Source organism: Kitasatospora sp. NPDC052868, from assembly GCF_044547105.1.
Taxonomy (GTDB): domain Bacteria; phylum Actinomycetota; class Actinomycetes; order Streptomycetales; family Streptomycetaceae; genus Kitasatospora.
The window spans coordinates 18,932-45,772 of sequence record NZ_JBITZW010000020.1; the positions used below are offsets into that span (position 1 = coordinate 18,932).

Consider the following 26,841-nt stretch of genomic DNA (forward strand, 5'->3'; position numbering starts at 1 on the left):
CGGCCCCGGGACCCACAACCAGGACTGGAAGCGCCCGCGGGGCGGGGCCGGAGTGGTCTCCGGCCCCGCCCCGCGGGGGTTCCTCCGATCAGGTCAGCTCAGCTGGGTCGGGGTGGGCTGGCCGGTGTCCAGGGCGGCGACGGCGGCCGGCGACAGGACGTAGTCCCAGGTCTGGACGTCGCTGATCCGGCCGGGGTAGTAGTCCCCGTTCCTGGCGCCGCCGAGGGTCAGCGGCCCGTTCGAACGCCACGGGCTCGGGTTGCTGCCGGTGCCGGCGAGCCTGCCGTCGACGTACAGGCTCATCGCGCGGCTGGCCGCGTCGTACGTGCCCACCAGGTGGGTCCACCGGTTGAAGGCGGGCGGGGTGGACGCGTAGGCGGCGGGATAGGTACCCGGGCTGGTGCTGTCCACGGCGGGGCTGACGAACGTCCAGGCGTTGAAGGCCTTCGAGTACTGCAGGTAGAAGGAGCTCACCGTGCTGCCGGACTGTGCGACCACCGTGGAGTACTCCCCGGTGGGCTGCAGATAGGCCCAGGCCGAGACCGAGTAGCTGCCCCCGGTGTCGAGCACCGGCTTGTCGGTCGACGCCATGGACCCGGCAGCGCCGGGAACGCTGAGCACCGTCCCGCGGTCCGGATCCGAAACGAGCGCGGCCTGCCCGGTCAGCGAGAGGTTGGAGACCTGCTGGACGGAGTCGACGGTGTCGCCCAGGTGCCACCGGTGGGTGGGCTGGTTCACCACGCCGAGCGCGGTCGGGGTGCCGAACCGGGCGATCCCGTCGACGGCCTTCACGCCCGGGTAGCGGGTGATCCGGCCGGCCCCGACGGTGTACAGGTCGGGGTAGGTGTCGCCGTTGACGTCACCGGGCGAGGCGAGGGTGCTGTTCGTGCTGCCGCCGCCGACGGGCAGGACCTTCTGCGGGGCGGGCAGGGCGCCCGCCGCCGTCCAGTTCTGGTTGTCGGCGCCCGCGCAGGTCCAGATGACCAGCCGGTTGCCGATCGTGTTCATGCCGTAGGGGATGTCCAGGCACTTGCCCGAGCCGGAGTTCATCAGGGTGCCGGGCTGGGGGCCGGGCTCCCACTGCTGCGCGCCCGAGCCGTTGCAGTCCCAGAGCTGGACGGCGGTGCCGTCCGCGGGGCCGCCGAAGTTGACGTCCAGGCACTTGCCCGCGAGGTGGATGCTCCGGTCGGTGCCGCGGACGACCGGCTGGGTGCCGGCGTCCTTGCACACGTTGATGACGGCGAGGGTGCCGGCGGTGGTGGCGCCGTTCTCGGTGTCCAGGCACATCGGCGCGCCGGCGGTGTCCTTGACCCTGGTCTTCAGGGGCGTGCTGGCGGGTGCGGTGATGCTCGTGGTCGGCACGCCGTTCGCGAAGGTCAGCGGGTAGGTGCTGATCGCCCCGCTGGAGCGGTCGCGGGCCCACAGGGTGGGGACGCCGTCCACCGTCCCGGGGGCGAGCAGGGTGGTGTTGCTCCAGTCGCCGGTACCGATCTTCACGCCGGCCGCGAGCAGGCAGCCGGCCCGCTTCGTGCCCGGGTAGTACCAGAGCTCGTTGTTGTCGACCGTGATCAGGTCGGGTGCGTTGACCAGCGAGGCGAGCTTGCCGGGGGCGAGGATCTGCCGGACGTTCCGCCAGGTGCCGTCCGAGCCCTTGGCCGGGCAGGAGGGGTCCGCACCGAGGTCCGTCACCTTGTCCCGCCTGGTGAAGTGGCCCGGGGTGGTGCCGCCGTCGTTCCGGTAGAGGTACAGGGAGCCGGCGGCCCGGTTCAGCACGAACAGGTCGTCCACGTTGGTGCTGGAGGACGTCCCGCGGTGGGTGATCAGGTAGTTGTTCCAGCCGATGCCCTCGGGGCTGTCCGCTGGCCTGGAGGCGATGACCGGCGCGGCCGCCGGGTCGGCGTTGCCGGGGATCAGGACGAGGTCGCCCTCGTCGGTGGTCGCGGCGAGGTCGGGTGCACCGTCGCCGGTGAGGTCGCCGGGCGCGACCTTGACGGCGCCCGCGGGGTTCCACGGCGCGAAGAAGGAGTACTGGCCGACGGTGGCCTGGGTGTTGCCGGCCGCGTCGACGGCGCGGACGAACAGGGTGTGGGTGCCCCAGTCCGCGGCGCCGACCTCGATCGGGATCTCGGCGCTCGCGGCGCCCCCGGTGGCGGGCACGGCCGCGGCCGAGGTCGCCCCGACCGTCGGGATGTTGGTGTCGAGCGAGTACTCGAAGCGACTGACCCCACTGCTCAGGCAGGCGCTCAGGGTGCAGCCGGCCGGGGTCGGGTCGGCGGCCGTGACGACGACCTTCGCCCCGAGGTCGCCCGCGTGGCCGGTCGGGGCCGCGCCGCCGAGCGGCGGGAACTGCGCCGAGGGGGCGATGGCCGGCACGCCGGGCGCCGTCAGGTCGGTCTTGAAGTAGCAGTAGGGCGAGCTGGGGCCGCCGAGGGTGCCGTCGTCGGCCCAGGTGTTCCAGCCGTACCGGTGGCCGTCGCCGACCGCGAAGCCGAGCTTGGTGTAGACCGTGCCCCCGTTGGAGACCCAGGGGCTGACCTGCCACGCCACGGTGGCGGGGCTGCCACCGCCGCCGTCGGTCATGTCGTCCCACACGTGGTAGTTGGCGCGCAGGTTCATGCCGCTCATCTTTGTGGTCAGCTGGGCGTTGAGGCTGATGTCGGAGGTGCCGGCGCCGGTGAGCCCGGAGTTGCCGATCCATCCGACGTTGCCGTCGCAGCCGTTCCCGGCGGGGTTCTGGAGGCCCGGCGTCAGGCTGATGGCGCCGGGAGCGTCCGGGGCGATGTCGAACACGGTGACCACGTACGGGTTGCCGGCGAACCGCATGAAGTCGTTGTTGCCCGAGGACTTGGTCTCGTTGCCGTACACGCCGACGGTCCAGTCGTGCCACGACCCGGCGGTGATCTCCTGCATCTGGCCGGTGACGTCGAAGGCCACGTCGTGGTTGCCGCACTTGTGGCTGATGTTGGCGCTCTGCGGGTACTGGGTGGTGAACCAGTGGTCCTGCCAGACCACCGGCCGGTGCCAGTTCCACGACGCGTCGGAGTACAGCTTGGTGGCCGTGGCGAGCGCGACCGGGGCGGTGTGCGTGCAGTCGAAGGCCGCGGCGTAGGTCTCGTTGAGGTGGAAGGTGGACTTGGAGACCACCATGTCCGGCGTCAGGTTGCTGGTGTCGAGCTCGTAGAACGACTGGTAGAGCCCGATGCACTCGGGGCCCCACTGCTGGTAGCCGGCGCCCTGGCCGTTCTCCTGCAGCCGGTCGTAGGTCTGCTCGCCCGGGCAGCCCTCCTTGAGGGAGGCGAAGTGGCTGGTGCCGTTGGTGACCGGGCTGACCGTTGGGTCGATATACAGCGGCCAGACGGTGTCCTGACCGGTGAGCAGCCCGGCGTCCGGGGTGAGCGTGAGGGACCCGGGCTCCGGGCGGACGGCGATGGGCTTGACCTGGGCGCCGCTGCCGGGCTGGCGGTCGCTGGACGGCTGGGCCGCGGCCGGGGCGGTGCCCGCGGTGTCGGGAGCCGACCCGGCCGGAGCCGCGCCGCGCAGGTCCTTGGCCCGGGCGTTCGGCGCGGCAGGCACGGCGGGTGCCGCGGTGGCGGCGGGCGCTGCCGCGGTGGCGGAGTCCCACATCAGGGGGCGGGGGGCGGTGAACGCGGTCGAGCCGTCGGCCGCGGTGACGGTGAGCGCGCCGGTCTCGTCGGCCTTCACGGCCAGGCCCTCGCTGGTGCCGGTGGCCAGGCGCAGCTCCCGCAGCGCGGGATTGGCCGCGGCCTTGGCGTCGTGCACGATCAGGACCTCGCGCAGGCCGCCCTGCTCGGTGGCGCTCACCTTGAGGTCGACGCCGGGCAGCACGCCGTTGTACTGCGCGCTGTCGCCGGACACCATCGGGGCCGGGAGCGCGACCGGGAAGGTCAGCGACAGGCGGTGGCCGGCCCGGTCGGTGAGGGTCGCCAGCGGGCCGCCCCCGCCGCCGGAGAGGGTCAGCGCGGCGGCCGTGGCTTTGGGCGACAGCGTGCCGTCGGGGTTGGCGGCGAGGGAGGCGTCGATCGCCGTCCAGACGCCGTTCCTGCGGACCCGGGCGGGCTGGACGTGCGTGGTCACGCTGAAGGTGCCGTCGGGGTTCGCGACCGTCTGCGAGGTCTCCGTGGTCAGCGCGTCGACGGCGACGGCCTTGCCGCTCGTCGCGGCGGCGGACCGGGCGGTCTGCAGCGGACCGGCCTTGGCCGGTTCTGCGCCGCCAGCCTGTGAGTCGGCAGCCTGTGAGTCGGCGGGCTTGACGTCGGCGGCCCGGGCGTCGGCCGCCGCCGGTACGAGCAGTGCCAGCACCAGGCCGACGACGGCGGCCGGAGCGGTCAGCCGGGTAGGTGTGAGCAATGCGACACGTCTGCGACGTGTCCCGCTGCGGGTGTGGTCCCCCATGTTTTTTCTCCTAGGACGTGACGGACCGCCAGTTCTGCGCGGGGATGCCCGGCAGCTTCCGACCGGTCGTCAAGAGCGAGACGGTCCCTTCGCGTTCGCATGAAATTTCCGCAGGTGAGGGGCGGTTCGCCGCCCGCCGTGACCCTGCGTCGGAAGGGCCGGGGGAAGGGTATTGCCGCGTTGTGGATCATGGCAATACGGTTCAGCTGGTGATCGCCAGGGGGGCTCTGTCGGCGTGCCCTGGCGTTCCCTCTCCCACTTTCGGATGGAACGGACATCAGCGTGTTTTTGCCACAACGGGGGCTTCGCGGCGGACGATGGCGCGTCTGGAGCAGACGGATCACGGTGGCGACGGCCATCGCCACCGCCCTCTCCCTGCCGACGGCCTCGATCAGCCCGGCGATCGCCCAGGGCGAGCCCCGGCCGCACAAGAGCAGGAAGTGGGCGGCCGATCCGCTGCCCGCCGAGCCGCGCGTCCCGGGGAGCCCCGCGGACGGGAGGACCGTCCGGGCCGCCCTTCCCCCCGCGGGGTCGCGCGCCCTGGAGCCGCACGCGGTCAGGACCGCGGCGTGGCCCGCCGGGACGACTCAGCGGATACCCGTGACCTCGCCCGCCGGGGGCGGGGCGCCGACCGGCGCCGGCACCCTGGTCTCACTCTCCACCGGCGGTCCGTCCGCCGCCCCCCGGAGCGAGCCGGCCGCCAGGTCTGCCGCCAAGTCCGCCGCTGCTGAGGCCGGTACGGCCGGCGGCGCCACCGTCGACGTCCGCTTCGCCGACCGCACCGAGGCGCAGGCCGCCGGTGTGGACGGCCTGCTGGTCGGCCTCGCGCCAACCGAGGCCTTCACCGCGGCCTCCACCGCGGCCCCGGCGTCCACCGCAGCCCCGACCGCGCCCGCCGCCGGCACCGTCGACGTCGCCCTGGACTACACCTCCGTCGAGCAGGCCTACGGCGGCGGCTGGGCGTCCCGGCTGCAGCTGGTGGCCCTGCCCTCCTGCGCGCTGACCACACCTCAGCTGCCCGAGTGCCGGGTCCAGCAGCCGATCGCCTTCCACAACGACCCGCTGTCACGTCGGATCAGCGGCACCGTGGCGCTGACGGACGGGCCCGCGCCCCGACCGTCCGGCTCCCCCGCGGCCGCGCAGGCCCCGCAGACCCCACAGCCCAAGACGGCCCCGCAGCCCAAGACGGCCCTCGGCGCGCCGATGGCGGCGCAGGGTATCGCCCCGGCCTCCGGCTCCACCGGTGTGGCCGTCGCGGCCGTCGCCGCCACCGGCGGCTCCCAGGGCAGCTACACGGCCACCCCGCTCTCCTCGACGGGCGAGTGGACCAACTCCTCCTCCGGCGCGTTCACCTTCGGCTACCCGCTCACGCTGCCACCCGGGCTGGGCGGCACGGCTCCCGCCGTCGAGCTCTCCTACGACTCGCAGTCCGTCGACGGCGAGACCTCGGCGCGCAACTCGCAGTCGTCCTGGATCGGCGACGGCTGGTCCTACAGCCCGGGTTTCATCGAGCGCTCCTACAAGGGCTGCGCCTACGCGGGGATCACCGACTCGGGCGACCAGTGCTGGGCCGGCTGGAACGCCACCCTCTCGCTCGGCTCGCACACCGGCACCCTGGTGCGCGACTCCGCGGGCGGGTACCACCTGCAGTCCGACGACGGCACCCGGATCGAGCGCCTGAGCGGGGCCGCCAACGGCCTCTGGGACGGCGAGTACTTCAAGGTCACCACCACCGACGGGACGGCGTACTACCTGGGGCTCAACCACGCTCCGGGCACCACGACCGACCAGGCCACCAACAGCGCCTGGGGCGTGCCCGTCTACCACCCCGACAGCGGGGACCCGTGCTACACCGCGGCGAAGGGCAAGGAGTCGCAGTGTGACAAGCAGCCCGGATACCGCTTCAACCTGGACTTCGTCGTCGACCCCAACGGCAACGTCCAGCGCTACGACTGGGCGACGGAGTCCAACTACTACAACATGGGGTACGGCCAGGCGGCCCCCGGCAGCGGCGGCAGGCTGACCGCCTACACGCGCGCCGGCTCGCTCACCCAGATCTCCTACGGCTACCGGCTCGACGACGCCAAGGCCGGCCGCGAGCCCTCCGCCAAGGTGGTCTTCACCACCGGACAGCGCTGCACCACCTCGGACACGGTCTGCCAGGGCGGCAACCTGTCGAAGAGCACGGCGGCGAACTGGCCCGACACCCCGTACGACCTGAACTGCCCGAGCACGGCGAAGACCTCCGGCACGGGCACCGACGTCTGCCAGGTCGGCGCGCCGACCTTCTGGTCCACCACCCGGCTGAAGAGCATCGACACCAGGGTGCGCACCGCGGCCGGCTGGCAGGACGTCGACGGCTACGCGCTGACCCACGTCTTCTCCGACGCCGGCGGGACGATGGACCCGGTCACCGGCAGGACGCAGGACCCCAAGAACGTCGGCGCCCTGCAGGCCGTGATGTGGCTGCAGGCGGTCCAGCACACCGCGAAGGACACCTCCGCGGGCAGCGCCGTCAGCATCCCGCTCGACCCGGTGACGTTCACCGGCATCGAGATCGACAACCGGGTCGACGGGCTCACCCCGGCCGCCCCGCCGCTCTACCACCCGCGGATCTCCAGCGTCCAGACCGAGACCGGCGCCTCCATCGCCGTCACCTACCGGGACGCCGAGTGCTCCCGCACCCGCGCCACCATGCCGGCCTCGGCCGACAGCAACACGATGGCCTGCTACCCGGCCTACTGGAGCACCCCGGGGGCCAAGGACCCGATCGCCGACTGGTTCACCAAGACCCTGGTCTCGCAGGTCACCACCAGTGACCGCACCAAGGCCGGCTCCCCCGCGCAGGTGGTCGGCTACGACTACAGCGGCGCCGCCTGGCACCGCGACGACTCGGAGCTGACGGACGACCGCTACCGGACGTGGAACGAGTTCCGCGGCTACCGGACGGTCACCACCACCACCGGCGCGGCACCCGACCCGATCACCCGGAACACCGTCTCCTACTACCAGGGCATGGACGGCGACTACCTGGCCAACGGCGCCCGGCGCAGCGTCCGGCTCGACAACTCCCTGGGCGAGCACGTCACCGACAGCCCCTGGCTCTCCGGCTCGGCGCAGGAGAGCGCCGATTACGCGGCGGCCGGCGGCGGCGTCGTGGCCAAGGAGCTGACGGACGAGGCCTCGGTCGTGACCACGGCCGCGAGCGCGCGCAAGGCGTGGAGCTCCGCCGTCCCGCCGCCGGCCCCCGACAGGCTGTCGGTCCTGCCGGACCTGGTCGCCCGCCGCTCGACCGCGCAGACCAGCAGGGTGCTCGGCCTGCTCGCGGACGCCACCACCTGGCGGACCTCGCGCACCGGCGTCGCGATGGACGACCTGGGCCGGCCGGTACGCACCGAGGTCAGGGCCGATCTGACGGATCCCGCCCAGGACAGGTGCACCACCGTCACGTACGCGGCCGCCCCGGCCGGCAACCCGATGATGACCGGGTACCCGGCCGAGACGGTCACCGTCGCGGGGCTCTGCGGCACCACGGCGGGAGCCGCCAACACCATCGACCGCACCCGCACGCTGTACGACGGCGACGGCACGCTGGCCAACCCGAGCCCGCTCGGCAGCCTCGGCCAGAACGGCCGCACCCTCGGCTACCCGACCTCGCAGCAGGTCGTCACCGACTACGACGCCTCGGGCGCCCCGCAGTTCAAGACCCTCGGCGCGCAGACGTACGACCAGTACGGCCGGATCACCCGGAGCCTCGACGTCGAGGGCGCCGTCACCACCACGTCCTTCAGCCCCGACACCGCCACCCTGCCGACCACGGTCACCACCACCAACCCGCTCGGGTGGAAGAGCACGACGACCATCGCGCCCGCCCGCGGCCTGACCACCCACACGGTCGACGCCAACGGCAAGGCCGCCGACGCCGACTACGACGCGATGGGCCGGCTCCTCGCGGTGTGGCGGCCGGGGCGGGCCAAGGCCACCCAGAGCCCGGACCAGAAGTTCTCCTACTCCGTCCACGGCACCGGAACCAGGCCCGACCCGGCCACCGTCACCTCGCAGAGCCTGCGGGAGAACGGCTCCTACAGCACCAGCGTCACCCTCTACGACGGCCTGCTGCAGAGCCGGCAGACCCAGAGCAGCACCGCCAACGGCTCCAGCGGCCGGGTCGTGTCCTCGCGGTCCTACGACTCCCACGGCTGGCTGGTCACCAGCATCCGGCCCTACGTCGACGTGACCACCGCCCCGGGCGGCACGCTCTGGTCGGAGGCCAACAACACCGGGCCCGCCGTCGACCAGACCGTCTACGACGGCCGGGGCCGCCCGACCGCCGCCATCCTGCGGTCCTTCGCCGACACCCTCTGGCAGTCCACCACCGCCTACCCGGGCGCCGACCGGGTCGACCGCACCGACCCCGCGGGGCGCCGGGCCAGCAACCTCCTGGACGCCCAGGGCCGGATCACCGTCACCGTCCTGCGCGACTCGACCGAGGACCGCAGCCTGACGGCCGGGCAGACCCTCGCCCCGGGCAGCTCGGTGCTGTCGAAGAGCGTGCGGCTCGACATGCAGGCCGACGGCAACCTCGTCCTCACCGCCCTCGCCGACAACACCGTCCTCTGGTCGAGCGGCACCGGCGGCCACCCCGGCGCCTCGGCCACCGTCCGGGCCGACGGCGACCTCGTCGTCCTGGACACCGGCGGCGCCCAGCTCTGGGCGTCCGGCACGGGCGGGCACCCCGGCGCCTCGCTGAAGGTGCAGGGCAACGCCGACCTCGTGCTCTACGACGCGGCCGCCACCCGGATCTGGTCGTCCGCCACCGCCGACCGCGCACCGCCGGCCGACCTCACCACCGGCTACACCTACACTCCGGCCGGCCAGGTCGCGACCGTCAGGGACGCCGCCGGCAACAGCTGGACCAGCACCTACGACCTGCAGGGCCGGCGCATCACGCAGACCGACCCCGACAGCGGAACCACCCGCACCACCTACGACCGCTACGACCGGGTCGCCACCTCCACCGACGCACGCGGCCAGTCGCTGGCCATGAGCTACGACGTCCTCGGCCGCCCCACCGGCAGGTACGCCGGAACCAGCACCGCCGACCCGGCCAAGCAGCTCGCCGAGTGGACCTACGACCAGACCTACAAGGGCTACCAGGACTCCGCCACCCGCTACACCGCCGGCAAGGCCGGCCCCGCCTACGTCGAGAAGACCGACGGCTACAACAGCACCTACCAGCCCACCGGCACCACCGTGGTGATCCCGTCGGCCGAGGGCGAGCTCGCCGGAAGCTACACCACGACCCGCAGCTACACCCGCACCATCGGCCTGCTCGGCTCCAGCACCTTCGGCGGCGACGCCGGGCTGCCCGCCGAGACCGTCGGCTACGGCTACAACCCGCAGGGCGGCCTCGACAGCGCCGGCTCCGACAGCACCACCTACGTCGTCACCACGGACTACAGCCCGCTCGGGCAGGTCCTGCTGACCCGCATCGGCGACGAGGACAAGGAGCTGCGCACCGCGCGCACCTACGACCAGGCCACCCGGCGCCTCGCCACCAACCGCGTCACCCTCCAGAACAACACCGCCAACCCGGTGTCGGACACCACCTACGGCTACGACCGGACCGGCAACCTGACCGCGGTCAGCGACGCCCAGTCCTCCGGCGGCGCCGACCGGGCCGTGGACACCCAGTGCTTCGGCTACGACTCCGCCGAACGCCTGGTCACCGCCTGGACGGACACCAAGGGCATCACCGCCCCCACCGCCGGACAGCTGACCTCGTGCACGACCGCCCGCCCGAGCCCGGCCACCATCGGCGGCCCGGCACCGTACTGGCTCGACTGGCAGTACAACCGCCTCGGCGACCGCACCAGCCAGGTCGCCCACGACACCGGCGGCAACGCCGCCCGGAACACCACCCAGACCCTCACCTACCCGGGCGGCGGCACCGCCCCGGCCAACCAGCCGAACGCCGCGACCGCCGTCACCACCGCCAACCCCACCACCGGCACCAGCACGCTCACCGCGGGCTACGACCCGGCGGGCAACACCACCACCCGGACCGGCACGGGGGCCCGGACCTCCCAGCAGACCTTCGGCTACGACGCCGAGGGCCGGACCACCACCGTCACCACCGACGGCAGGGACGCGGGCTACCTCTACGGCGCCGACGGCGACCTCCTCGTGCGCAGGGGTGCCGCCACCACCACGCTGTTCCTGTTCGACGGCGCCGAGGAACTCACCCGCGACAACACCACCAGGGCCGTCACCGGCCGCCGCTACTACAGCGCCCCCGACGGCACGGCCATCGTCCGGACCGGCGCCGCCACCCTCACCTACCAGCCCACCACCCCGCAGGGCACCGCCCAGCTCCAGGTCGACGCCGACACCCTCGGCCTCGTCCGCCGGGCCTTCGACCCCTACGGCGGCCCCCGCGGCGCCGTCCCCACCGCGTGGGCCGACGACCACGGCTACGTCGGCGAGACCAAGGACCCGACCAGCGGGCTCAGCCTGCTCGGCGCGCGGAACTACGACACCGCCCTCGGCCGCTTCCTCACCATCGACCCGGTCTTCGAGACCGGTGACGTCAACCAGATGGGCGGCTACTCCTACGCCGCCGACAACCCGGCCACCAACAGCGACGCCGACGGCCTCTTCGCCTCCCGGGGAGGCAGCGGCGCGAAGCCTCCCCGGCTCCGCACCTGCACCGGGAACTGCACCCCGGCCGACCGCCCCAGCCAGGGCGGGATCAACGGCACCGGCAACAACGTCCACATCGACAAGTGCCTGCTCTGCGGGTTCACCAACCCCCTCAAGCACCGCACCGACCTTCCGGTGTTGGACAGTGATACCGGCAAGGTCGTCAATCGCGAGGCCTTCACCGACGCGGAGGGCGTCCCCCACGTCGTCGGGACCAGGGCCAACCTCGACAACGACACGGGGAGGGTCACCTTCGACCTGCTCAACGCGGAGCTTAAGCGGACCGGCGACTTCTACGACCCCAAGACCGGCACGGGTTTCGAGTTCCTCCCCCAGGACGACCGGGCCAAGCTCATCCCCGAGAAGGGCTACGTGCCCGGCACCGAGGGCACCGCGGACCCGGTGATCAAGGGGATGACCTCGGACATGATGCTGGTGACGCGGATCGACCACAAGGTCGTCAGCGTCGAGTCCTACGACAGCACGCGCGCCGGGCCCCAGGCCACTCCCCAGGAGGCGGTGGGCACGGTGATGAAGAAGGTGACCGGCGGGCTCAAGGGACAGCCGCAGACCCAGAACGTGGTCATCCTGGTCAACACCGCCGCGCAGGTCGAGGCCCTTCTCCAGACCGCCATGGACCAGCTGAACCAGCGGATGATCCGGGTCGTCTTCAACGGCATCCTCATCCCGCGCGGCACCCCGCCCGCGGGAATGAGGACCCCGCCCCGCCCGACGCCGCCCGCGTCGTCGGGCGGCGGCCGTGGATCCGGCGGCTCCACCGGGGCGAGGCCCGGCGGTGGCGGCATCGGCGGCGGGGCGATCGTCGGAGGAGGAGGCGGGCGCGCGGGACGCATCCGGAACTGACCTGAGCCGACACCCCGGAGCCCTGGGGCCCGCCGAACGCGGCGGGCCCCAGGGCTCCGGCCTACCCAAGGCCTATCCACGGGTCAGGGGAACGAGTGGCCCTCCCCCAGGACCTCGCAGCCGACCCGTGCCGCGAGCATCCGGGCCCGGATCTCCTCGTGCTGGATCGCGTGGACGAACACCACGTGCCCGGCCGACGCGTCCCGCAGATCGAGGTCCGTCGCGTTCTTCACCAGGGTGACGAACGCGCAGCGCTCGCCGGTCGAACCCAGCCCGGCCTCGGGCATCGCGGGCCAGCCCGCGAAGTCCCAGGTGAGCCTGGCGGCGCCGGACCGGACCGCGTCGAGGAACCCCGCGACCGCCTCCGCCGAGTCGACCTCGCCGTCGAGCACGACCGGCAGATGGTCCTCGGGCCGGGCGCCGACGTGGCCGAACGACGAGATCTCGAAGGCCTTGTCCAGGGTCCACCAGTTCAGGGCCCCGACCAGCTCCTGCACCCGGTGCAGCACCGGCAGCTCGTCCACCGTCGCCCGCAGAGCGACCGTCATCTCGCTGGTGTCGGCGAGTGCGAGGAGCCCGGTTACGAGCCGGAGCGCCTCTCCCAGGTCGCTCGTCCTGCGGATCGGCCATGCGAAGGAAACCATGGCGCCATCATCGCAGTCCGAACGGCGCATCCCCGCGGTGGAGGGCGGGCGCTACGGGACGAGGACGATCTTGCCCGCGACGGTTCCGGACTCCGCCAGGCGCATGGCCTCGGCGGCGCGCTCCAGCGGGAGTTCGACGGCGATGTGGGCGGTGATCCGGCCCTCGCGCAGGGCCGTGAACACCTGGGCGAGGTCGCCGCGCAGGCGGGAGCGGAAGCTGTCGCGGGAGAGGGCGCGGCCGGCCCAGACGTTGAAGAAGTACGCGTGGCGGCCGTTGGGCAGCCCGTTCCACAGCCAGACCCGGCCGAGCAGCTTGAGCACGGGCCACTGCTTGGAGCCCTGGTCGTCGCGGGTCGCCGCGCTGCCGTAGGAGACGAGGGTCCCGCCGCGGGCGAGCAGACCCCAGGAGTCGATGATGCCGCGGCCGCCGACGTGGTCGAAGACGGCGTCCACACCGTTCGGGGCGAGCTCCCGCACCTGGGCGGGGACGTCCCCGCGGTAGTCCACCGGGGTCACGCCGAGGGCGCGCAGCGCGTCGTGGTGGCGGGCCGAGGCCGTGCCGATGACGCGGGCGCCGGCGGCGAGCGCCAGCTGGACCAGGACCGACCCGACGCCGCCGTTGGCGCCGTGGACCAGGACGGTCTGCCCGGATCGCACCCGGGCCTTGCGGTGCAGCATCTGCCAGGCCGTCAGGCCGTTGACCACCGCCGTCTCGGCCTCCGCCGCGCCGACCCCGTCCGGCACCTCGACCAGGTCCGCGGCGTCCAGCGCGACGTGGCTGGCCCAGCCGCCGGTCTTGGTGAGGGCGGCGACGCGCCGGCCGACCAGCTCGGGGCCGACCCCGGGGCCGACCGCCAGCACCGTCCCGACCAGGTCGTAGCCGGGAACGAAGGGGAAGGGCGGCTGGTCGTAGTAGCGGCCGCGGCGCATCTGCTGCTCGGCGAAGGAGACACCGGTGGCCTCCACGCCGACCAGGGCCTGTCCGGCGGCGGGCACCGGCAGCGGCAGTCCCGTGCGGACCTGCAGCCCCTCCGGCTCGACCTTGCCCGGCAGAACGACCTCGGTGTACTCGGCGGCGACCATGACGACCCCTTCGGTGTTTGATGTGCTCGCTTCCGTTAGAAGCTGTAACTAGAATGAACACCACTAAGCCGCCTGTCAAGCGAGCGGATCCATCGATCGTGAGCAGCCCTGCCGGGAGTGATAGGTTCTAACTGTGCGCTCGCGCGCAGCGGCGGACGCCGACGGATCCGAGCACGGGCACCAGAGCCGGAAGAGGTGGCAGGCATGGCCGACAGGGCGCCGACCCCGCGGGAGCGGTACCGGCAGCAGGTCCGCGCGGAGGTCAAGGAGCGGGCCTGGGAGCAGATCGCCGGCGTGGGCGCCTCCGCACTCTCGCTGAACGCGATCGCCAAGCAGATGGGCCTGAGCGGGCCCGCGCTGTACCGGTACTTCGCCAACCGCGACGAGCTGATCACCGAACTCGTCCGGGACGCCTACCGCAGCCTCGCCGACACCCTGCTGGCCACCGGCTCCGCGCAGGGCACCCACCCGGCGGACCTCGGGGAGCTCGCCCACGCACTGCGCCGCTGGGCGCTGGCCGACCCGCACCGCTACTTCCTCGTCTACGGGACCCCGGTGCCGGGCTACCACGCCCCCGAGGACACCGCCGCGACCGCCTCGGAGATCATGTCGACGCTGCTCGACGCCTGCATCGCCGCCGGCCCCGGCGCGGAGCCGACCGGCCCCGCCGCCGGCCTCGACGCCCACCTGGCGGACCACCGCCCCTGGGCCGCCGGACGCCCGGGCGCCCACGCGGCCGACCTGCGCCGCGCACTGGCCTTCTGGAGCCGCCTGCACGGCGTGCTCTCACTCGAACTGGCAGGCCACTTCACGGGCATGGACCTCGACCCGGAGCAGCTCTTCGCCTCCGAGGTGGCCTCCCTCACCGCCTGAGCAGCACCGCCTGAGTCCCACCGCCTGAGTCCCACCGCCTGAGCACCACCGCCGCAGGCATCCTGCCGACCGTAGGCGGGGGCCTCAGAGGCGCTCCTCCATGCGGATCGCCTTGCGGAGTTCCTCGTGGGCGCCGCCCTGGTGGCTCTGGTGCTCTTCGAGGAGGGCTGCCGCGATCGCGTCGAGCTTGCGCTGGACGGCGTGCTCGGCGCGACGCTCGGCGTTCTTGAGGAGTGCCAGCAGGAGCAGTGTGATCGCGGTCATGGTGTCGCCGACGAGGATCTGCCACTCCGCCGACAGGCCGACCGCGTGGACCGCGATGAAGGCGGCCACCAGCAGGACGCAGAACAACGAGAAGGCCGGCGAGCTGGTGAGGTTGGACGCGGCCTCGGCGAGCCGCTCGAACCGGCCGCGCGCGCCGTCGGTGCGGTCGGCGGGGTGTGACAGGGTCATGGCTCGTCCCTACGCTCTGCCGTGTGCGGACGCGTCCGGTTGCACCGCCCGGCACGGCCGTCAGTGCCCGAGCGCGTCGGCGAGTTGGCTCTTGTTCATCTTCGAGCGGCCCCTGATGCTGCGCTGCCTGGCCTCGTTGTACAGCTGGTCGAAGGTCGGCCCGCGGGAGCCGGAGTGGGAGTGCAGGCCGCCGCGGCGGCCGGAGGACATGTCGTGGGTGGAGGAGCGGCTGGCGGTCCTGGACTCGCCGTGCCTGGCCCGCTCCTTGTTCACCGTCCGGGCCGCGATCTCCTTGGCGCGTTCGGGGCTCTCACCGCGGTCCTCCGCGCTCTCCTTGATGTGCTCGTACTGCCGCTCGCGTTTGGGACTCGATCCACGGGGCATTAGGAACCTCCTTCGTCGGTGCGCCAGTCGGTGCGCTCGTCGGCGGGCGCCCACGGACCGGGCCGCCCGGGCGCCGTCCTCGCAGGCGGCGGCGCCCCGGCACCCGGCGGTGGTCAGCCGTGCCGCATGTCGTCCGGGTCCTCGGGCATCGGCGGGGCACCCTCCCCGGTCATCCGGGCCTGGGGCCGCTCGCGGAGGGACGCGTCACCGGTGCCCGCCGAGGTGCCGTCCGGGGCCAGCCGGCCGCGCCAGCCGCCGCTCTCCCGGCCCTGCTCCTCGATGAAGCCCTTGAACCGCTTCAGGTCGCCCTTGACCTGCCGGTCCAGGACGCCGAACATCGCACCGGCCTTCTCGGCCATGCCGTGCGGCTCGAAATCCATGGCCAGGCTCACCCGGGTGTGGGCGTCGTCGAGGCGCTGGAAGGTCACGACTCCCAGCTGCTGGACGTCGCCGCCCACCGTGCGCCAGGAGATCCGCTCGTCGGGCAGCTGGTCGACGATCTCGGTGTCGAACTCGCGTCGCGCACCGGCGACCTTCGTCGTCCAGTGGCAGTGCCGGTCGTCCGTCTGGCGGACCTCCTCCACGCCCTGCATGAAGCGCGGGAAGTCCTCGAACTGCGTCCACTGGTTGTAGGCGCTGTGCAGGGGGACGTCCACATCGATGGACTCCTTCACCTTGCTCACAACGGTCTCCTTCCGCATGACAGGCCGGACGTTCCGTGCCACCGACGCGTCTGCCCCCTCCTCGGGCACCCAATCAGGCACCTCGTCGGGCAGCCGGCCTGGAGGCTCGGCGGTCAGGCGGCCCGCGAGGTGCGGGCCGGCCGGAGGAGTACCGCGCGCTCGGACTCGGTCAGCCCGCCCCACACGCCGTAGGGCTCCCGCACCTCCAGCGCGTACCGGAGGCACTCGCGGCGGACCCGGCAGCCCTCGCAGACCTTCTTCGCCTCCTCCTCCCGGTCGTCGTGGGCCTGGCCGCGTTCACCGAACGGGTGGAAGAACAGGCTCGCGTCGACGTCGCGGCACTCCGCCGCGAGCTGCCAGTTCCAGTGGTCGTCGTGGGCGCCGGGCAGGCGCGAGATGTCGGTCACGGAGTTCTCACCTCGGGGGGACGGGGATCGGGACGGTCGGTACCGCGGTGTCGACCGGGGTGTCGACCGGCCGCGGGACGCCTCGTGGCGCCGGGCCACTCGGCCGCCTGCCCGCTTTCGCCGGTCCCATCCGCCTCGGTTTCAGGGATTCCCGCCCGGGCAGATGCGCTGCCACAGGACAGTCGGCAGCAGCCGCACAAGGGGGAGGTGCACCCGATGGACGGGAGCAGCAGGGTGGTGACCGCACAGGTCCGGGTCGAGCTGATCACGGCCGAGGGGGACGGCGTCGCCGTGCAGTCCTCCTGGGTCTACGACACCCGGGACCCGATCGCCGTCAGGATCGACTTCCAGCTCACCGTCGGCGCGTGCCAGCGGTGGCTCTTCGCCCGCGCGCTGCTCGCCGAGGGCCTGACCGCGCCGGCGGGTGAGGGCGATGTGGTGTTCGCGCCCGAGACGGACGGCGTCCACGTGCTGATGCTGCTGTGCGGGGTGGACGGTGCCGCCGTGCTCCGCGCACGCACCGCCGACCTGCGGCGGTTCCTCCACGGCACCTACGCCTGCCTGCCGCAGGGGGCGGAGCGGTGCGGGGACGCGCTGGACCGCTGGCTGCCCACCGTGCTCGGCACGGCGTAGCCGCCCAATCCGGCTACGCCGGCCCTGCGGGGGTCAGCCCTGCGGGAGTCAGCCCCGCGGGAGTCAGCCCCGCGGGAGGTCGATCTCGACCCAGACGGCCTTGCCGGGGGCGCCGACGCGCGGCTCGTGCCCCCACCGGCTGGCGAGCAGGGCGACGGTGTGCAGTCCGTGGCCGCCCGTGCGCACGGGCGAGTGCGGCACCCGCGGGAGGGGCGGCTCGTCGGAGCCGTCCAGCACCTCGATGCGCAGGGTGTGCGCGGTCGCGGCCAGCACCAGCTGGTCCGGTCCGCCGGCGTGCTGGCAGGCGTTGGTGGCGAGTTCCGAGACGAGGAGCAGCACGTCGTCGGCCCGCGCCTGCTGGTCCGGGTCGGCGGTGGGCAACCAGCCCCAGTCCTCCAACGCAGACCGGGTGTGGTCCCGGCAGCGGCCGACCGCTCCCGGCGCGCCGCTCAGGGTCAGCCTGCGGGTCTGGCCCGTGGCGGGCATCCCGGACAGGACCGACCGGCTCGTGGCCCGGAACTCACTGGCGTTCATCTGCCCTCACTCTTACGACCTCTTACGACCGACCGAGGCCGGGTGGTGTGGCCGGCCGTTGCTTCCTTGTGCCCACCGGTTCGCAGGAGACACCGGTGAACACCCGCCGAGTCGCGCCGGCCCGTGAAAGGCGACGGCCGCTGCGCGGGTCGCCGCCGGGTGGCCGCGGCGCCGTCAGGCGAGGGCGGAGCCGAGGTCCGCGCGGATGTCGAACACGGTTTCCGCCCCGGTGACCTCGAAGACCCTGGCGACCGCGGGTTGCAGGCCGGCGAGGATGAGGGTGACGTGTGCCTGGTCCGCCTCGGCGCGGGTGTTGAGCAGCAGGTTGAGGCCGGTGGAGTCGCAGAACGAGAGGTCGTGGCAGTCGATGACCACCCGCTCCTGCGGACGCCCGATCGCCTCGTGCAGCCGCTCGCGCAGGAGCGCGGTGCTGTCGTAGTCCAGCTCGCCGATCGGGGACACCACGACGGCGGCGCCCTCGGTCCGCAGGTCGGCCCTCAGTCGGACGGCGATCGCCCCTTCGCCGGGGTGCGGAGGGGGCGTGTTCGGTTCGGGGACGCTCTCGGGCATCGCTCTCCTCAGGTCGGATCGGCCGGCTGCACGTATGACCATACGGCGGCACCGTGCGCACGGTACGCCGGGTGGCGGACGCGGTCGAGCAGTCGCACCCGACTGTGGAGGACTGGTGAGGAGTGGGGGTTTCTCCCGTAAAGGCCGGTCTGATCCGGTCCAGACCGGGCAGGCGAGTCGCGCTGCCCGGAGCGGGTGACCACCAGCAGAGGAGAGAGCATGCCGAGCGTCGCGTCCCGCATTTCGACCCGTGACCGCGTCAACGCCCCTTCGGCCCACGGCTCGGCCGGACCTGCCGCGACCGGCGAACCCGCGACCGGCGACCCCATGACCAGCGACCAGATGGCCAGTGCCGAGCTGACCTGCCCGGCCGACCTCGTCCGGATGGCGGCGGGCCTGGGGATCGAGGCGGACCAGCCCTCCGCCGTGTGCCCGGCGGATGCCCGCCGGCTCTCCAAGGTGCTGTTCGCCCGCCTGCGCGCGGCCGAGGAGGGCACGGCCGAGTACTCGTACGTGCGCGGCACCCTGATCGAGCTGAACATGGCGCTGGTGAAGTTCGCGGCGAGCCGGTTCACCCACCGCAAGGAGCCGGTCGAGGACATGCTCCAGGTCGGCACGATCGGCCTCATCAAGGCCATCGACCGCTTCGACCCGTCGTTCGAGGTCGAGTTCTCCACGTTCGCGCTGCCGACCATCAGCGGGGAGATCAAGCGGTTCTTCCGGGACACCGGCTGGATGGTGCACGTCCCCCGGCGGCTGCAGGAGCTGCGCCTGGTGCTGGCCAAGACCAGTGACGCGATGGAGCAGCTGCTCGACCGCGCTCCCACCCCGGGTGAGCTGGCGGAGCACCTGGGCCTGACCGAGGACGAGGTGCGCGAGGGCCTGATCGCCTCCCAGGCGCAGAGCGCCTCCTCGCTCGACGCCCCGGCTCCCGGCCACCAGACGGACGGCGGCAGCGCGCTGGCCGACCGGATCGCGCGGGAGGAGGGCGCCTTCGAGACCGTGCTCTGCCTGGAGACCCTCAAACCGGTCCTCGCCGCCCTGCCCGAGCGGGACCGCACCATCCTGTCGCTGCGCTTCGGGGCCGAGTTGACCCAGGGCGAGATCGGCCGCCGGCTGGGCATCTCGCAGATGCACGTGTCCCGGCTGCTCACCCGCATCCTGACCGGTCTGCGGGCCGAGCTCCAGGCCGAGGCCTGACCCGCCCGGACCGCGGAGCGGCGCTCGCCGGCGGCCCGTCGAGTGCCGTTTCCGCACGTGCCCGCCCGTATCCGCATGTGCCCGCCCGTTTCCGCCGCGCGGTGCCGGAGGGGGGCGACGTGCGGGGTGGGCCTGGTCACTTTCGACCGGCGCCCGGCCCGCTTCCGGGCCGGCCCGGCACCCGCCCGGACCTGGTGCCACAGGGGTCGCGGGCCGGTCCCGCCCCGGTTTGGAGGGGTTCGCCCCCGACGGAACGGGTGCGGTAGCGTCCGGGACGGTACGGACGCGTGCCCGGCACGGCTTCGGCACGGCCCTCGGCCGCGTGCCAGGCCGGATCGGGCGTCGACTGTGGCGGGCCTACGGCCTGGCGCTCTACGAGAAAGGCCACGTCCCGATGGCTGGCACGACGAAGGCGCAGACGCAGCACCCCCCGAGCGGTGGCAGCGCGCAGGTCGGCGAACCGGACCTGCGGCGACTGCTGGCCGGACTGACCGCCGTACGCGACGGCGACTTCGGCACCCGGCTGCCCGACGACGCGGACGGCCTGCTGGGCGAGATCGCCACCGTGTTCAACGGCATGGTCGACCAGCTCTCCCTGTTCACCTCCGAGGTGACCAGGGTCGCCCGGGAGGTCGGCACCGACGGGCGGCTCGGCGGTCAGGCGGAGGTCCCCGGCGTGTCGGGGACGTGGAAGGACCTGACCGACTCCGTCAACGCGATGGCGGGCAACCTCACCAGCCAGGTCCGCGACATCGCCCAGGTCGCCACCGCGGTCGCCAAGGGCGACCTCTCCCAGAAGATCGACGTCGCCGCGCGCGGCGAGATCCTGGAGCTCAAGAACACCGTCAACACCATGGTCGACCAGCTGTCCGCGTTCGCCGACGAGGTGACCAGGGTGGCCCGCGAGGTCGGCAGCGAGGGCATCCTGGGCGGCCAGGCGGACGTCAAAGGCGTCTCGGGCACGTGGCGCGACCTGACCGACTCGGTCAACTTCATGGCGGGCAACCTCACCGCGCAGGTCCGCTCGATCGCCCAGGTGGCCACCGCCGTCGCCGAGGGCGACCTCTCCCAGAAGGTCAACGTCACCGCCCGCGGCGAGATCATGGAGCTCAAGGAGACCATCAACACGATGGTCGACCAGCTCTCGTCCTTCGCCGGCGAGGTGACCAGGGTCGCCCGCGAGGTCGGCACCGAGGGGCGCCTGGGCGGGCAGGCGGACGTCCGCGACGTCTCCGGGACGTGGCGCGACCTGACCGAGTCGGTCAACGTGATGGCCGACAACCTCACCGCCCAGGTCCGCTCCATCGCCGAGGTGACCACCGCGGTCGCCCGGGGCGACCTCTCGCAGAAGATCCGGGTGGACGCGCGCGGCGAGATCCTGGAGCTCAAGACCACCATCAACACCATGGTCGACCAGCTGAGCGCCTTCGCCGACGAGGTCACCAGGGTCGCCCGCGAGGTCGGCACCGAGGGCAACCTCGGCGGCCAGGCGACCGTCCGCGGCGCCTCCGGCACCTGGAAGGACCTCACCGACAACGTCAACGTGATGGCCTCCAACCTCACCGGCCAGGTCCGCTCGATCGCCCAGGTGGCCACCGCCGTCGCCAAGGGCGACCTCTCGCAGAAGATCAACGTGGAGGCCGGGGGCGAGGTCGCCGCGCTGGCCGGCGTCATCAACACGATGGTCGACACGCTCTCCGCCTTCGCGGACGAGGTGACCAGGGTGGCCCGCGAGGTGGGCACCGAGGGCACGCTCGGCGGGCAGGCCCGGGTGCCGAACGTGGCCGGCACCTGGAAGGACCTCACCGACAACGTCAACTTCATGGCCCACAACCTGACCAGCCAGGTCCGCAACATCGCGCAGGTGACCACCGCCGTCGCCCGGGGCGACCTCACCCGCAAGATCGACGTGGACGCGCGCGGCGAGATCCTGGAGCTCAAGACCACCATCAACACCATGGTCGACCAGCTGAGCGCCTTCGCCGCGGAGGTCACCCGGGTGGCCCGCGAGGTCGGCAGCGAGGGCCGGCTCGGCGGCCAGGCCGAGGTCGAGGGCGTCTCCGGCACCTGGAAGCGGCTGACCGAGAACGTCAACGAGCTGGCCGGCAACCTCACCCGCCAGGTCCGCGCGATCGCGGAGGTCACCGGTGCGGTCGCCGAGGGCGACCTGACGCGCTCGATCACCGTGGACGCCTCCGGTGAGGTCGCCGACCTCAAGGACAACATCAACTTCATGGTGGAGTCGCTGCGCGAGACCATCCGGGCCAACGAGGAACAGGACTGGCTCAAGTCCAACCTCGCCCGGATCTCCGGTCTGATGCAGGGCCGGCGCGACCTCACGGTGGTCGCCGAGCTGATCATGGACGAGCTGACCCCGCTGGTCTCGGCCCAGTGCGGCGCCTTCTACCTCGCCGAGGAGAGCGCCGGCACGGTCTTCCTCAACCTGATCGGCTCCTACGCCTTCCCCGCCGGCTCCACACCCACCCGGTTCGGGCTCGGCGAGTCCTTCGTCGGCCAGGCCGCGCGCAGCCGGCGCACGATCGCCGTCGACGACCTGCCGCCCGGCTACCTCAGCGTCTCCTCCGGCCTGGGCCGCACCGAACCCGTCTCGCTGGTGGTGCTGCCCATCGTGGTCGAGGAGCAGGTCCTCGGCGTCATCGAGCTGGCCACCGTCCGGTCCTTCTCCGCCGTCCATCTCGCCTTCCTCGAACAGCTGATGGAGGCCATCGGCGTCAACGTCAACACGATCGTCGCCAACGCCCGCACCGACGAGCTGCTCGGGGAATCCCAGCGGCTGACCTCCGAACTCCGTGTCCGCTCGGAGGAGTTGCAGGCGCGCCAGGAGGAACTGCAGTCCTCCAACGCACAGTTGGAGGACAAGGCCGCACTGCTCGCGGCGCAGAACCGGGACATCGAGACCAAGAACCTGGAGATCGAGCAGGCCCGCCAGGAGCTGGAGGACCGAGCGCACCAGCTGTCGCTGGCCTCCAGCTACAAGTCGGAGTTCCTGGCCAACATGAGCCACGAGCTGCGCACCCCGCTCAACAGCCTGCTCATCCTCGCCCAGTTGCTGGCCCAGAACCCGACCAGGAACCTCACCGCCAAGCAGGTCGAGTACGCGGGCATCATCCACTCCGCGGGCTCCGACCTGCTCCAGCTGATCAACGACATCCTCGACCTCTCCAAGGTCGAGGCGGGGAAGATGGACATCACCCCGGAGCGGATCCCGCTGCGCAAGCTCCTCGACTACGTCGAGGCCACCTTCCGGCCGCTGACGAGCCAGAAGAGCCTGCGGTTCACCGTGGAGACGGCGTCGGCGCTGCCGCCGGAACTGCTCACCGACGACTACCGGTTGCGGCAGGTGCTGCGCAACCTGCTGTCCAACGCGGTCAAGTTCACCGAACGCGGCGGTGTGGAGCTGCGGATCGAGATGGCGCACGACGCTCAGGTGCCGGAGGTCGCGCGCCGCGAGGACGGACCGGTGATCGCCTTCCACGTCGTGGACACCGGCATCGGGATCGAGCCCGAGCACCTGGAGAGCGTCTTCGGGGCGTTCCAGCAGGCGGACGGGACGACCAGCCGCAAGTACGGCGGCACCGGGCTCGGCCTGTCGATCAGCCGGGAGATCGCCTTCCTCCTCGGGGGTGCGATCACCGCCACCAGCGTGCCGGGCCAGGGCAGCACCTTCACCCTGTACCTGCCCGCCACCCGGGCCGAGTTCCTCGAGCTGAACACCCAGACCCCGCCGGCGGCACTGGAGGCCGGCACGGCCGAGGCGGCCACCGCGGGCGCGCGCGACGAGGCGGCGGCGCCCGCCGCGGCGCCCGCGGCCCAGCCCAAGCGGCTGCTCGTGGTCGAGGAACGGCCGCGCGGCCTGCTGTCGCTGGTCGCGGAGAGTGCCGTGGCCGACCTCGCGGGCCCCGCGGACCCGGGGGACCGGCGGGCGCCGGTGGAGGTCATCACCACGGTCGGCGCCCAGGAGGCGGCGACGACGCTGGCCGCGACGCCGTGCCACTGCGTGGTGCTCGAACTCGACCTGCCGGGCGGAGCGGCCCTGGCCTTCCTGGAGGAGATGGCCCGGGACGCCGCCCTGCACGGCGTGCCGGTCCTGGCGCACAACAACCGCCGGCTGGGCGCCGAACAGGAACGCCTCCTCCAGCAGCGGGCCGCCCTGCAGCCGCTCGAACTGCTATCCAGCCTGGACGAGTTGCGTGAGCGCATCACCCTTCACCTCAGCGCCGACCAGCCCGGTGACGTGCTGCCGCTGGTGCGCACCGAGGATCCGGCCACCGCACTCCCCCCGGACGTCGACAACGCGCTCGCCGGGCTGACGGTGCTGGTCGTCGACGACGACGACCGCAACCTCTACGCGCTCACGGGCATCCTGGAACTCAACGGCATGCGGGTGCTGCAGGCCGAGAACGGCCGCGCGGCGATCGAGGTCCTCACCGGGCACCGCCACATCGACGTGATCCTGATGGACGTGATGATGCCGGAGATGGACGGCTACGCCGCCACCGCCGCCATCCGCGCGATGCCCGAGCACGCGAACCTGCCGATCATCGCGGTCACCGCCAAGGCCATGATCGGAGACCGGGAGAAGAGCCTCGCCTCGGGAGCCACCGACTACGTCACCAAGCCGGTCGACGCGGTCGACCTGATCGCCCGGCTCGAACGGTGGCTGCGGCCTTAGGCCCGGTCGCGATCCGGCCACAGCCGTGGTGACCGCCACAGCCGCCGGCCGTACCGCGCCCCCGGACCGACGACCACCACGCCAACCGAGGAGACACCGATGCACGACTCCCAACAGCCTCGGGACGCAGAGGGACAGCCGCGCCCGCAGGTCCGGCCCGGCCGCGCCGCCGCGCCCGGCCCGGCCCAGGCCCTCCCCTCGGTCGTGGCACCGCGTGGTTCGGCCGACCACGGCGCCGAGCGGACCGCCCCGCCCGCCGGCGGGGGCGCGATGGGCCGGCTGACATCCACCGTCGACCGGCTGCGCCGCGAGCTCACCCGGGCGCAGGCACAGGCGGACGGACGGGCGCTGGTCGAGCTCGCCAAGGGGATCCTGGTGGAGCGCCTGGGCGTCTCCCCCGCCGAGGCCGGCCGCCAACTCGACACGCTGGCAGACCAGTCGACGCTGTCCGTACTGGAGCTGGCCGCCGACCTGGTCAACCAGTCCTCGCACGACCGGATCGCCGACGTCGCCCGCGAGTTCATGGCCTCCGCGGGCGAGCCGTCGGTGGGCGAGCCGATGGTGGGCGAGCCGTCGGTGGGCGTCCGGCTGCGCAGCGCCGAGACGGGGATGCTGGGCGCCTCCGACGTCCAGGCGGTGGCCCAGTCGGTGCTGGAGCACGCGCTACGGCCGCTCGGGGCGCAGGCGGTGGCGATCTGGGCGGCCAACTCCGACCAGTCCCTGACCCTGGCGGGAAGTGCCGGGTTCTCCGACGAGGAGGCGCTGCGCTGGCGCCACGTCCCGCCCGGCGTCCCCGTCCCGGCCCGCCGCGCGCTGACCGAACGGGCCCCGGCCGCCTACGAGTCGCTGACCGCGGCGGGCCTCCCCTCGATCGGGCAGCGGGAGTTCGGCGGCGGACGGCTGGCGGTACCGGCCGGCGCGGGCGGCCGGATCACCGGCGTCCTGGAGGTCTGCTGGAGCGGCCGCATGCCGGCCCGGTCACAGTCCCTGCAACGGCAGTTCGAGGCCCTGGCCGAGCTGTGCGCCACCGCTCTGGAGTCCCGCCCGGCCACCGGGAGCGACGACGGCGGCGTCGATCCGCAGACCACCGACCTCCTGGAGCTGATCCACGACCTGCAGGACCCGTGCCTGGTGATGCGACCGGACCTCGACCCGGCCGGCCGGGCGACCGACTACCTGATCAGGCACGTCAACCCGAGTTTCGAGGACTTCGCCGGCCGCCCGCGCAGCGCCATCGTCGGCGCCCGGCTGCTGGAGGCCTACCCGCTGGCCGCCGAACCGGGCGGCCTCTTCGAGAAGATCGAGTACGTCCTGGCCACCGGCGAGTCGTTCCGCTCACCGGCGATGAACCTCTCCGCGCTGGTCGACGGCGTCCCGCTGACCACCCGGGCCAGCGTGAGCGTCAGCCGGTTCGGGACCAGCGCGGTCGTCATCTGGCGGACCGAGGACGGCGCCGCCCGCGTCGCCAGCCTGCTCCAGCACGCCCAACGCCTCGGGCGCATCGGCGGGTTCGAGGAGAACCTGCACACCGGCGAGATCGCCTGGAACGACACCCTGTTCGACCTGCACGGTCTACCGCCGAACGCCGAGCCCATTCCGCTCGAACACCTACCGGCGCACGCGCACCCCGACGACGAGCACACCATCGGCCGGTTCCTGCGCACCCTGCTGCACCACCAGCGGCCCGCCTCCACCGCGTTCCGCCTCCAGCGGGCCGACGGCATCGCCCGGCACATCCGGGTCGTCGCCGAACCCGTCCTCGGCTCCGACGCCCGCATCACCGCCGTCCGCGGCGCCTACCAGGACGTTTCCGCCCAGCACTGGACCGAGGTCGCGCTCGCCGCCACCCGCGACCAACTCGCCCACACCGAGCAGCAGGCCGCCGAACGCAACCGGCTCGCCCTACAACTGCAGCACGCCATCATGCCGCCCAGCCGCGGCCCGCTGGACCTGCACGACCTCGAGGTCGCGGTGCGCTACCGGCCCGCCGAGAAGGACCACCTGGTCGGCGGCGACTGGTACGACGCACTCGCCCTGCCGACCGGCCAGGTGCTCCTGTGCGTGGGCGACGTCGCCGGGCACGGCATCGAGGCCGCCACCGGTATGGTCGCCCTGCGCAACGCCCTGCGCGGACTGGCCGCCACCGGCGCCGGACCAGGCCAACTCCTGGGCTGGCTCAACACCGTGACACACCATCTGACCGACAACGTGACGGCGACGACCATCTGCGCCCTCTACGATCCGCGGACCAGGGCGCTGCGCTGGGCCAGGGCCGGCCACCTCCCCCCGATCCTGCTGCGCGACGGCCGGGCCACCGAACTGCCCACCGTGGCCGGGATCCTGCTGGGCGCGATCGACCAGGCCGACTACGAGGAGGGCGAGATAGAGCTCAAGGCCGGCGACACCCTGATGCTGTACACCGACGGCCTGATCGAGCGCCGGGACCGCTCCCTGGAGGAGTCCCTCGACGACCTGCTGACCACGGCCGGGGACTCCGACGGCCTCACGGAACTCGAACGCCGGCTCGACCACCTGCTGCGGTACAGCAGTTCCGACACCGACGACGACACCTGTCTGATCGGCATCACGGTCTGCTGAGCCGCCCTCGCCGGGCGGTGGCGGGGTGGGGCAGGACGCCGGTTCGGTCGGCGCCCCGCTCCACCGGTGCGGCCTGGTCTCAGCCGAGCAGGAGGTACTTGGTGGAC

Annotated in this window: 15 protein-coding genes; 6 read left to right on the forward strand and 9 right to left on the reverse strand. The window is 72.8% G+C overall.

The features are described 5' to 3' along the window. Positions 1–93 precede the first annotated feature (93 nt). Positions 94–4,368: a LamG-like jellyroll fold domain-containing protein gene (locus ACIGZJ_RS27555; RefSeq protein WP_396459749.1), complete on the reverse strand. Its 4,275-nt coding sequence runs from the start codon at positions 4,366–4,368 to the stop codon at positions 94–96. 390 nt (positions 4,369–4,758) lie between these two features. Between ACIGZJ_RS27555 and ACIGZJ_RS27560 the strand changes: the two genes are divergently transcribed. Further along, entirely contained in the window at positions 4,759–11,979 is a 7,221-nt protein-coding gene (locus ACIGZJ_RS27560; RefSeq protein WP_396459750.1) for an RHS repeat-associated core domain-containing protein, read from the forward strand. A gap of 83 nt (positions 11,980–12,062) precedes the next feature. On the opposite strand, the gene ACIGZJ_RS27565 is transcribed toward ACIGZJ_RS27560, so the two are convergent. Beyond that, positions 12,063–12,623, reverse strand: coding sequence for a hypothetical protein (locus ACIGZJ_RS27565; RefSeq protein ID WP_396459751.1), 561 nt, complete (start codon positions 12,621–12,623; stop codon positions 12,063–12,065). A 51-nt stretch (positions 12,624–12,674) separates the two neighbouring features. Then, a complete protein-coding gene (locus tag ACIGZJ_RS27570; protein ID WP_396459752.1) occupies positions 12,675–13,706 on the reverse strand; it encodes a medium chain dehydrogenase/reductase family protein in 1,032 nt (343 codons plus the stop codon). Positions 13,707–13,910: 204 nt separating this feature from the next. Between ACIGZJ_RS27570 and ACIGZJ_RS27575 the strand changes: the two genes are divergently transcribed. Continuing rightward, positions 13,911–14,579 carry a TetR/AcrR family transcriptional regulator gene (locus tag ACIGZJ_RS27575; RefSeq protein ID WP_396459753.1) on the forward strand — a complete coding sequence of 223 codons (669 nt, stop codon included), beginning with the start codon at positions 13,911–13,913 and terminating at the stop codon, positions 14,577–14,579. Positions 14,580–14,663: 84 nt separating this feature from the next. Here the strand turns inward: ACIGZJ_RS27575 and ACIGZJ_RS27580 are convergent, their stop codons facing one another. The 4 genes from ACIGZJ_RS27580 to ACIGZJ_RS27595 all read right to left on the reverse strand — a co-directional run bounded on the left by ACIGZJ_RS27580 (position 14,664) and on the right by ACIGZJ_RS27595 (position 16,506). Next, positions 14,664–15,032, reverse strand: a complete 369-nt coding sequence (locus ACIGZJ_RS27580; RefSeq protein WP_396459754.1) for a low affinity iron permease family protein — start codon at positions 15,030–15,032, stop codon at positions 14,664–14,666. Positions 15,033–15,092: 60 nt separating this feature from the next. Further along, on the reverse strand, positions 15,093–15,416 hold the full coding sequence (locus ACIGZJ_RS27585) for a plasmid stabilization protein (RefSeq protein ID WP_396459755.1): 324 nt from the start codon (positions 15,414–15,416) through the stop codon (positions 15,093–15,095). Positions 15,417–15,529: 113 nt separating this feature from the next. Continuing rightward, entirely contained in the window at positions 15,530–16,099 is a 570-nt protein-coding gene (locus tag ACIGZJ_RS27590) for an SRPBCC family protein (RefSeq protein WP_392939382.1), read from the reverse strand. Positions 16,100–16,212: 113 nt separating this feature from the next. Continuing rightward, positions 16,213–16,506 carry a WhiB family transcriptional regulator gene (locus tag ACIGZJ_RS27595; RefSeq protein WP_396459756.1) on the reverse strand — a complete coding sequence of 98 codons (294 nt, stop codon included), beginning with the start codon at positions 16,504–16,506 and terminating at the stop codon, positions 16,213–16,215. Between the two features lie 216 nt (positions 16,507–16,722). On the opposite strand from ACIGZJ_RS27595, the gene ACIGZJ_RS27600 reads away from it, so the two are divergent. Further along, positions 16,723–17,139 (forward strand): SsgA family sporulation/cell division regulator, encoded by a 417-nt coding sequence (locus tag ACIGZJ_RS27600; protein ID WP_396459757.1) that lies wholly within the window; start codon positions 16,723–16,725, stop codon positions 17,137–17,139. A 63-nt stretch (positions 17,140–17,202) separates the two neighbouring features. Here ACIGZJ_RS27600 and ACIGZJ_RS27605 read toward each other — a convergent pair whose 3' ends face one another. Together ACIGZJ_RS27605 and ACIGZJ_RS27610 are read right to left on the reverse strand one after the other, a co-directional pair. Further along, positions 17,203–17,673, reverse strand: a complete 471-nt coding sequence (locus tag ACIGZJ_RS27605; protein WP_396459758.1) for an ATP-binding protein — start codon at positions 17,671–17,673, stop codon at positions 17,203–17,205. 174 nt (positions 17,674–17,847) lie between these two features. Then, positions 17,848–18,243, reverse strand: a complete 396-nt coding sequence (locus tag ACIGZJ_RS27610) for an STAS domain-containing protein (protein WP_396459759.1) — start codon at positions 18,241–18,243, stop codon at positions 17,848–17,850. A 219-nt stretch (positions 18,244–18,462) separates the two neighbouring features. Between ACIGZJ_RS27610 and ACIGZJ_RS27615 the strand changes: the two genes are divergently transcribed. From ACIGZJ_RS27615 to ACIGZJ_RS27625, 3 genes are all read left to right on the forward strand, one after another. Then, positions 18,463–19,443 carry a SigB/SigF/SigG family RNA polymerase sigma factor gene (locus tag ACIGZJ_RS27615; RefSeq protein ID WP_396459760.1) on the forward strand — a complete coding sequence of 327 codons (981 nt, stop codon included), beginning with the start codon at positions 18,463–18,465 and terminating at the stop codon, positions 19,441–19,443. Positions 19,444–19,837: 394 nt separating this feature from the next. Further along, positions 19,838–24,136, forward strand: coding sequence for a HAMP domain-containing protein (locus ACIGZJ_RS27620; RefSeq protein WP_396459761.1), 4,299 nt, complete (start codon positions 19,838–19,840; stop codon positions 24,134–24,136). A 99-nt stretch (positions 24,137–24,235) separates the two neighbouring features. Then, entirely contained in the window at positions 24,236–26,734 is a 2,499-nt protein-coding gene (locus ACIGZJ_RS27625; protein ID WP_396459762.1) for a SpoIIE family protein phosphatase, read from the forward strand. Positions 26,735–26,841: the final 107 nt, after the last annotated feature.

Bases quoted from the DNA above. Each gene is read 5' to 3' on its own strand.
- ACIGZJ_RS27605 (WP_396459758.1), bottom strand. From the start codon at position 17,673: ATGAACGCCAGTGAGTTCCGGGCCACGAGCCGGTCGGTCCTGTCCGGG.
- ACIGZJ_RS27575 (WP_396459753.1), top strand. From the start codon at position 13,911: ATGGCCGACAGGGCGCCGACCCCGCGGGAGCGGTACCGGCAGCAGGTC.
- ACIGZJ_RS27610 (WP_396459759.1), bottom strand. From the start codon at position 18,243: ATGCCCGAGAGCGTCCCCGAACCGAACACGCCCCCTCCGCACCCCGGC.
- ACIGZJ_RS27615 (WP_396459760.1), top strand. From the start codon at position 18,463: ATGCCGAGCGTCGCGTCCCGCATTTCGACCCGTGACCGCGTCAACGCC.
- ACIGZJ_RS27625 (WP_396459762.1), top strand. From the start codon at position 24,236: ATGCACGACTCCCAACAGCCTCGGGACGCAGAGGGACAGCCGCGCCCG.
- ACIGZJ_RS27585 (WP_396459755.1), bottom strand. From the start codon at position 15,416: ATGCCCCGTGGATCGAGTCCCAAACGCGAGCGGCAGTACGAGCACATC.
- ACIGZJ_RS27600 (WP_396459757.1), top strand. From the start codon at position 16,723: ATGGACGGGAGCAGCAGGGTGGTGACCGCACAGGTCCGGGTCGAGCTG.
- ACIGZJ_RS27580 (WP_396459754.1), bottom strand. From the start codon at position 15,032: ATGACCCTGTCACACCCCGCCGACCGCACCGACGGCGCGCGCGGCCGG.
- ACIGZJ_RS27565 (WP_396459751.1), bottom strand. From the start codon at position 12,623: ATGGTTTCCTTCGCATGGCCGATCCGCAGGACGAGCGACCTGGGAGAG.
- ACIGZJ_RS27570 (WP_396459752.1), bottom strand. From the start codon at position 13,706: ATGGTCGCCGCCGAGTACACCGAGGTCGTTCTGCCGGGCAAGGTCGAG.
- ACIGZJ_RS27620 (WP_396459761.1), top strand. From the start codon at position 19,838: ATGGCTGGCACGACGAAGGCGCAGACGCAGCACCCCCCGAGCGGTGGC.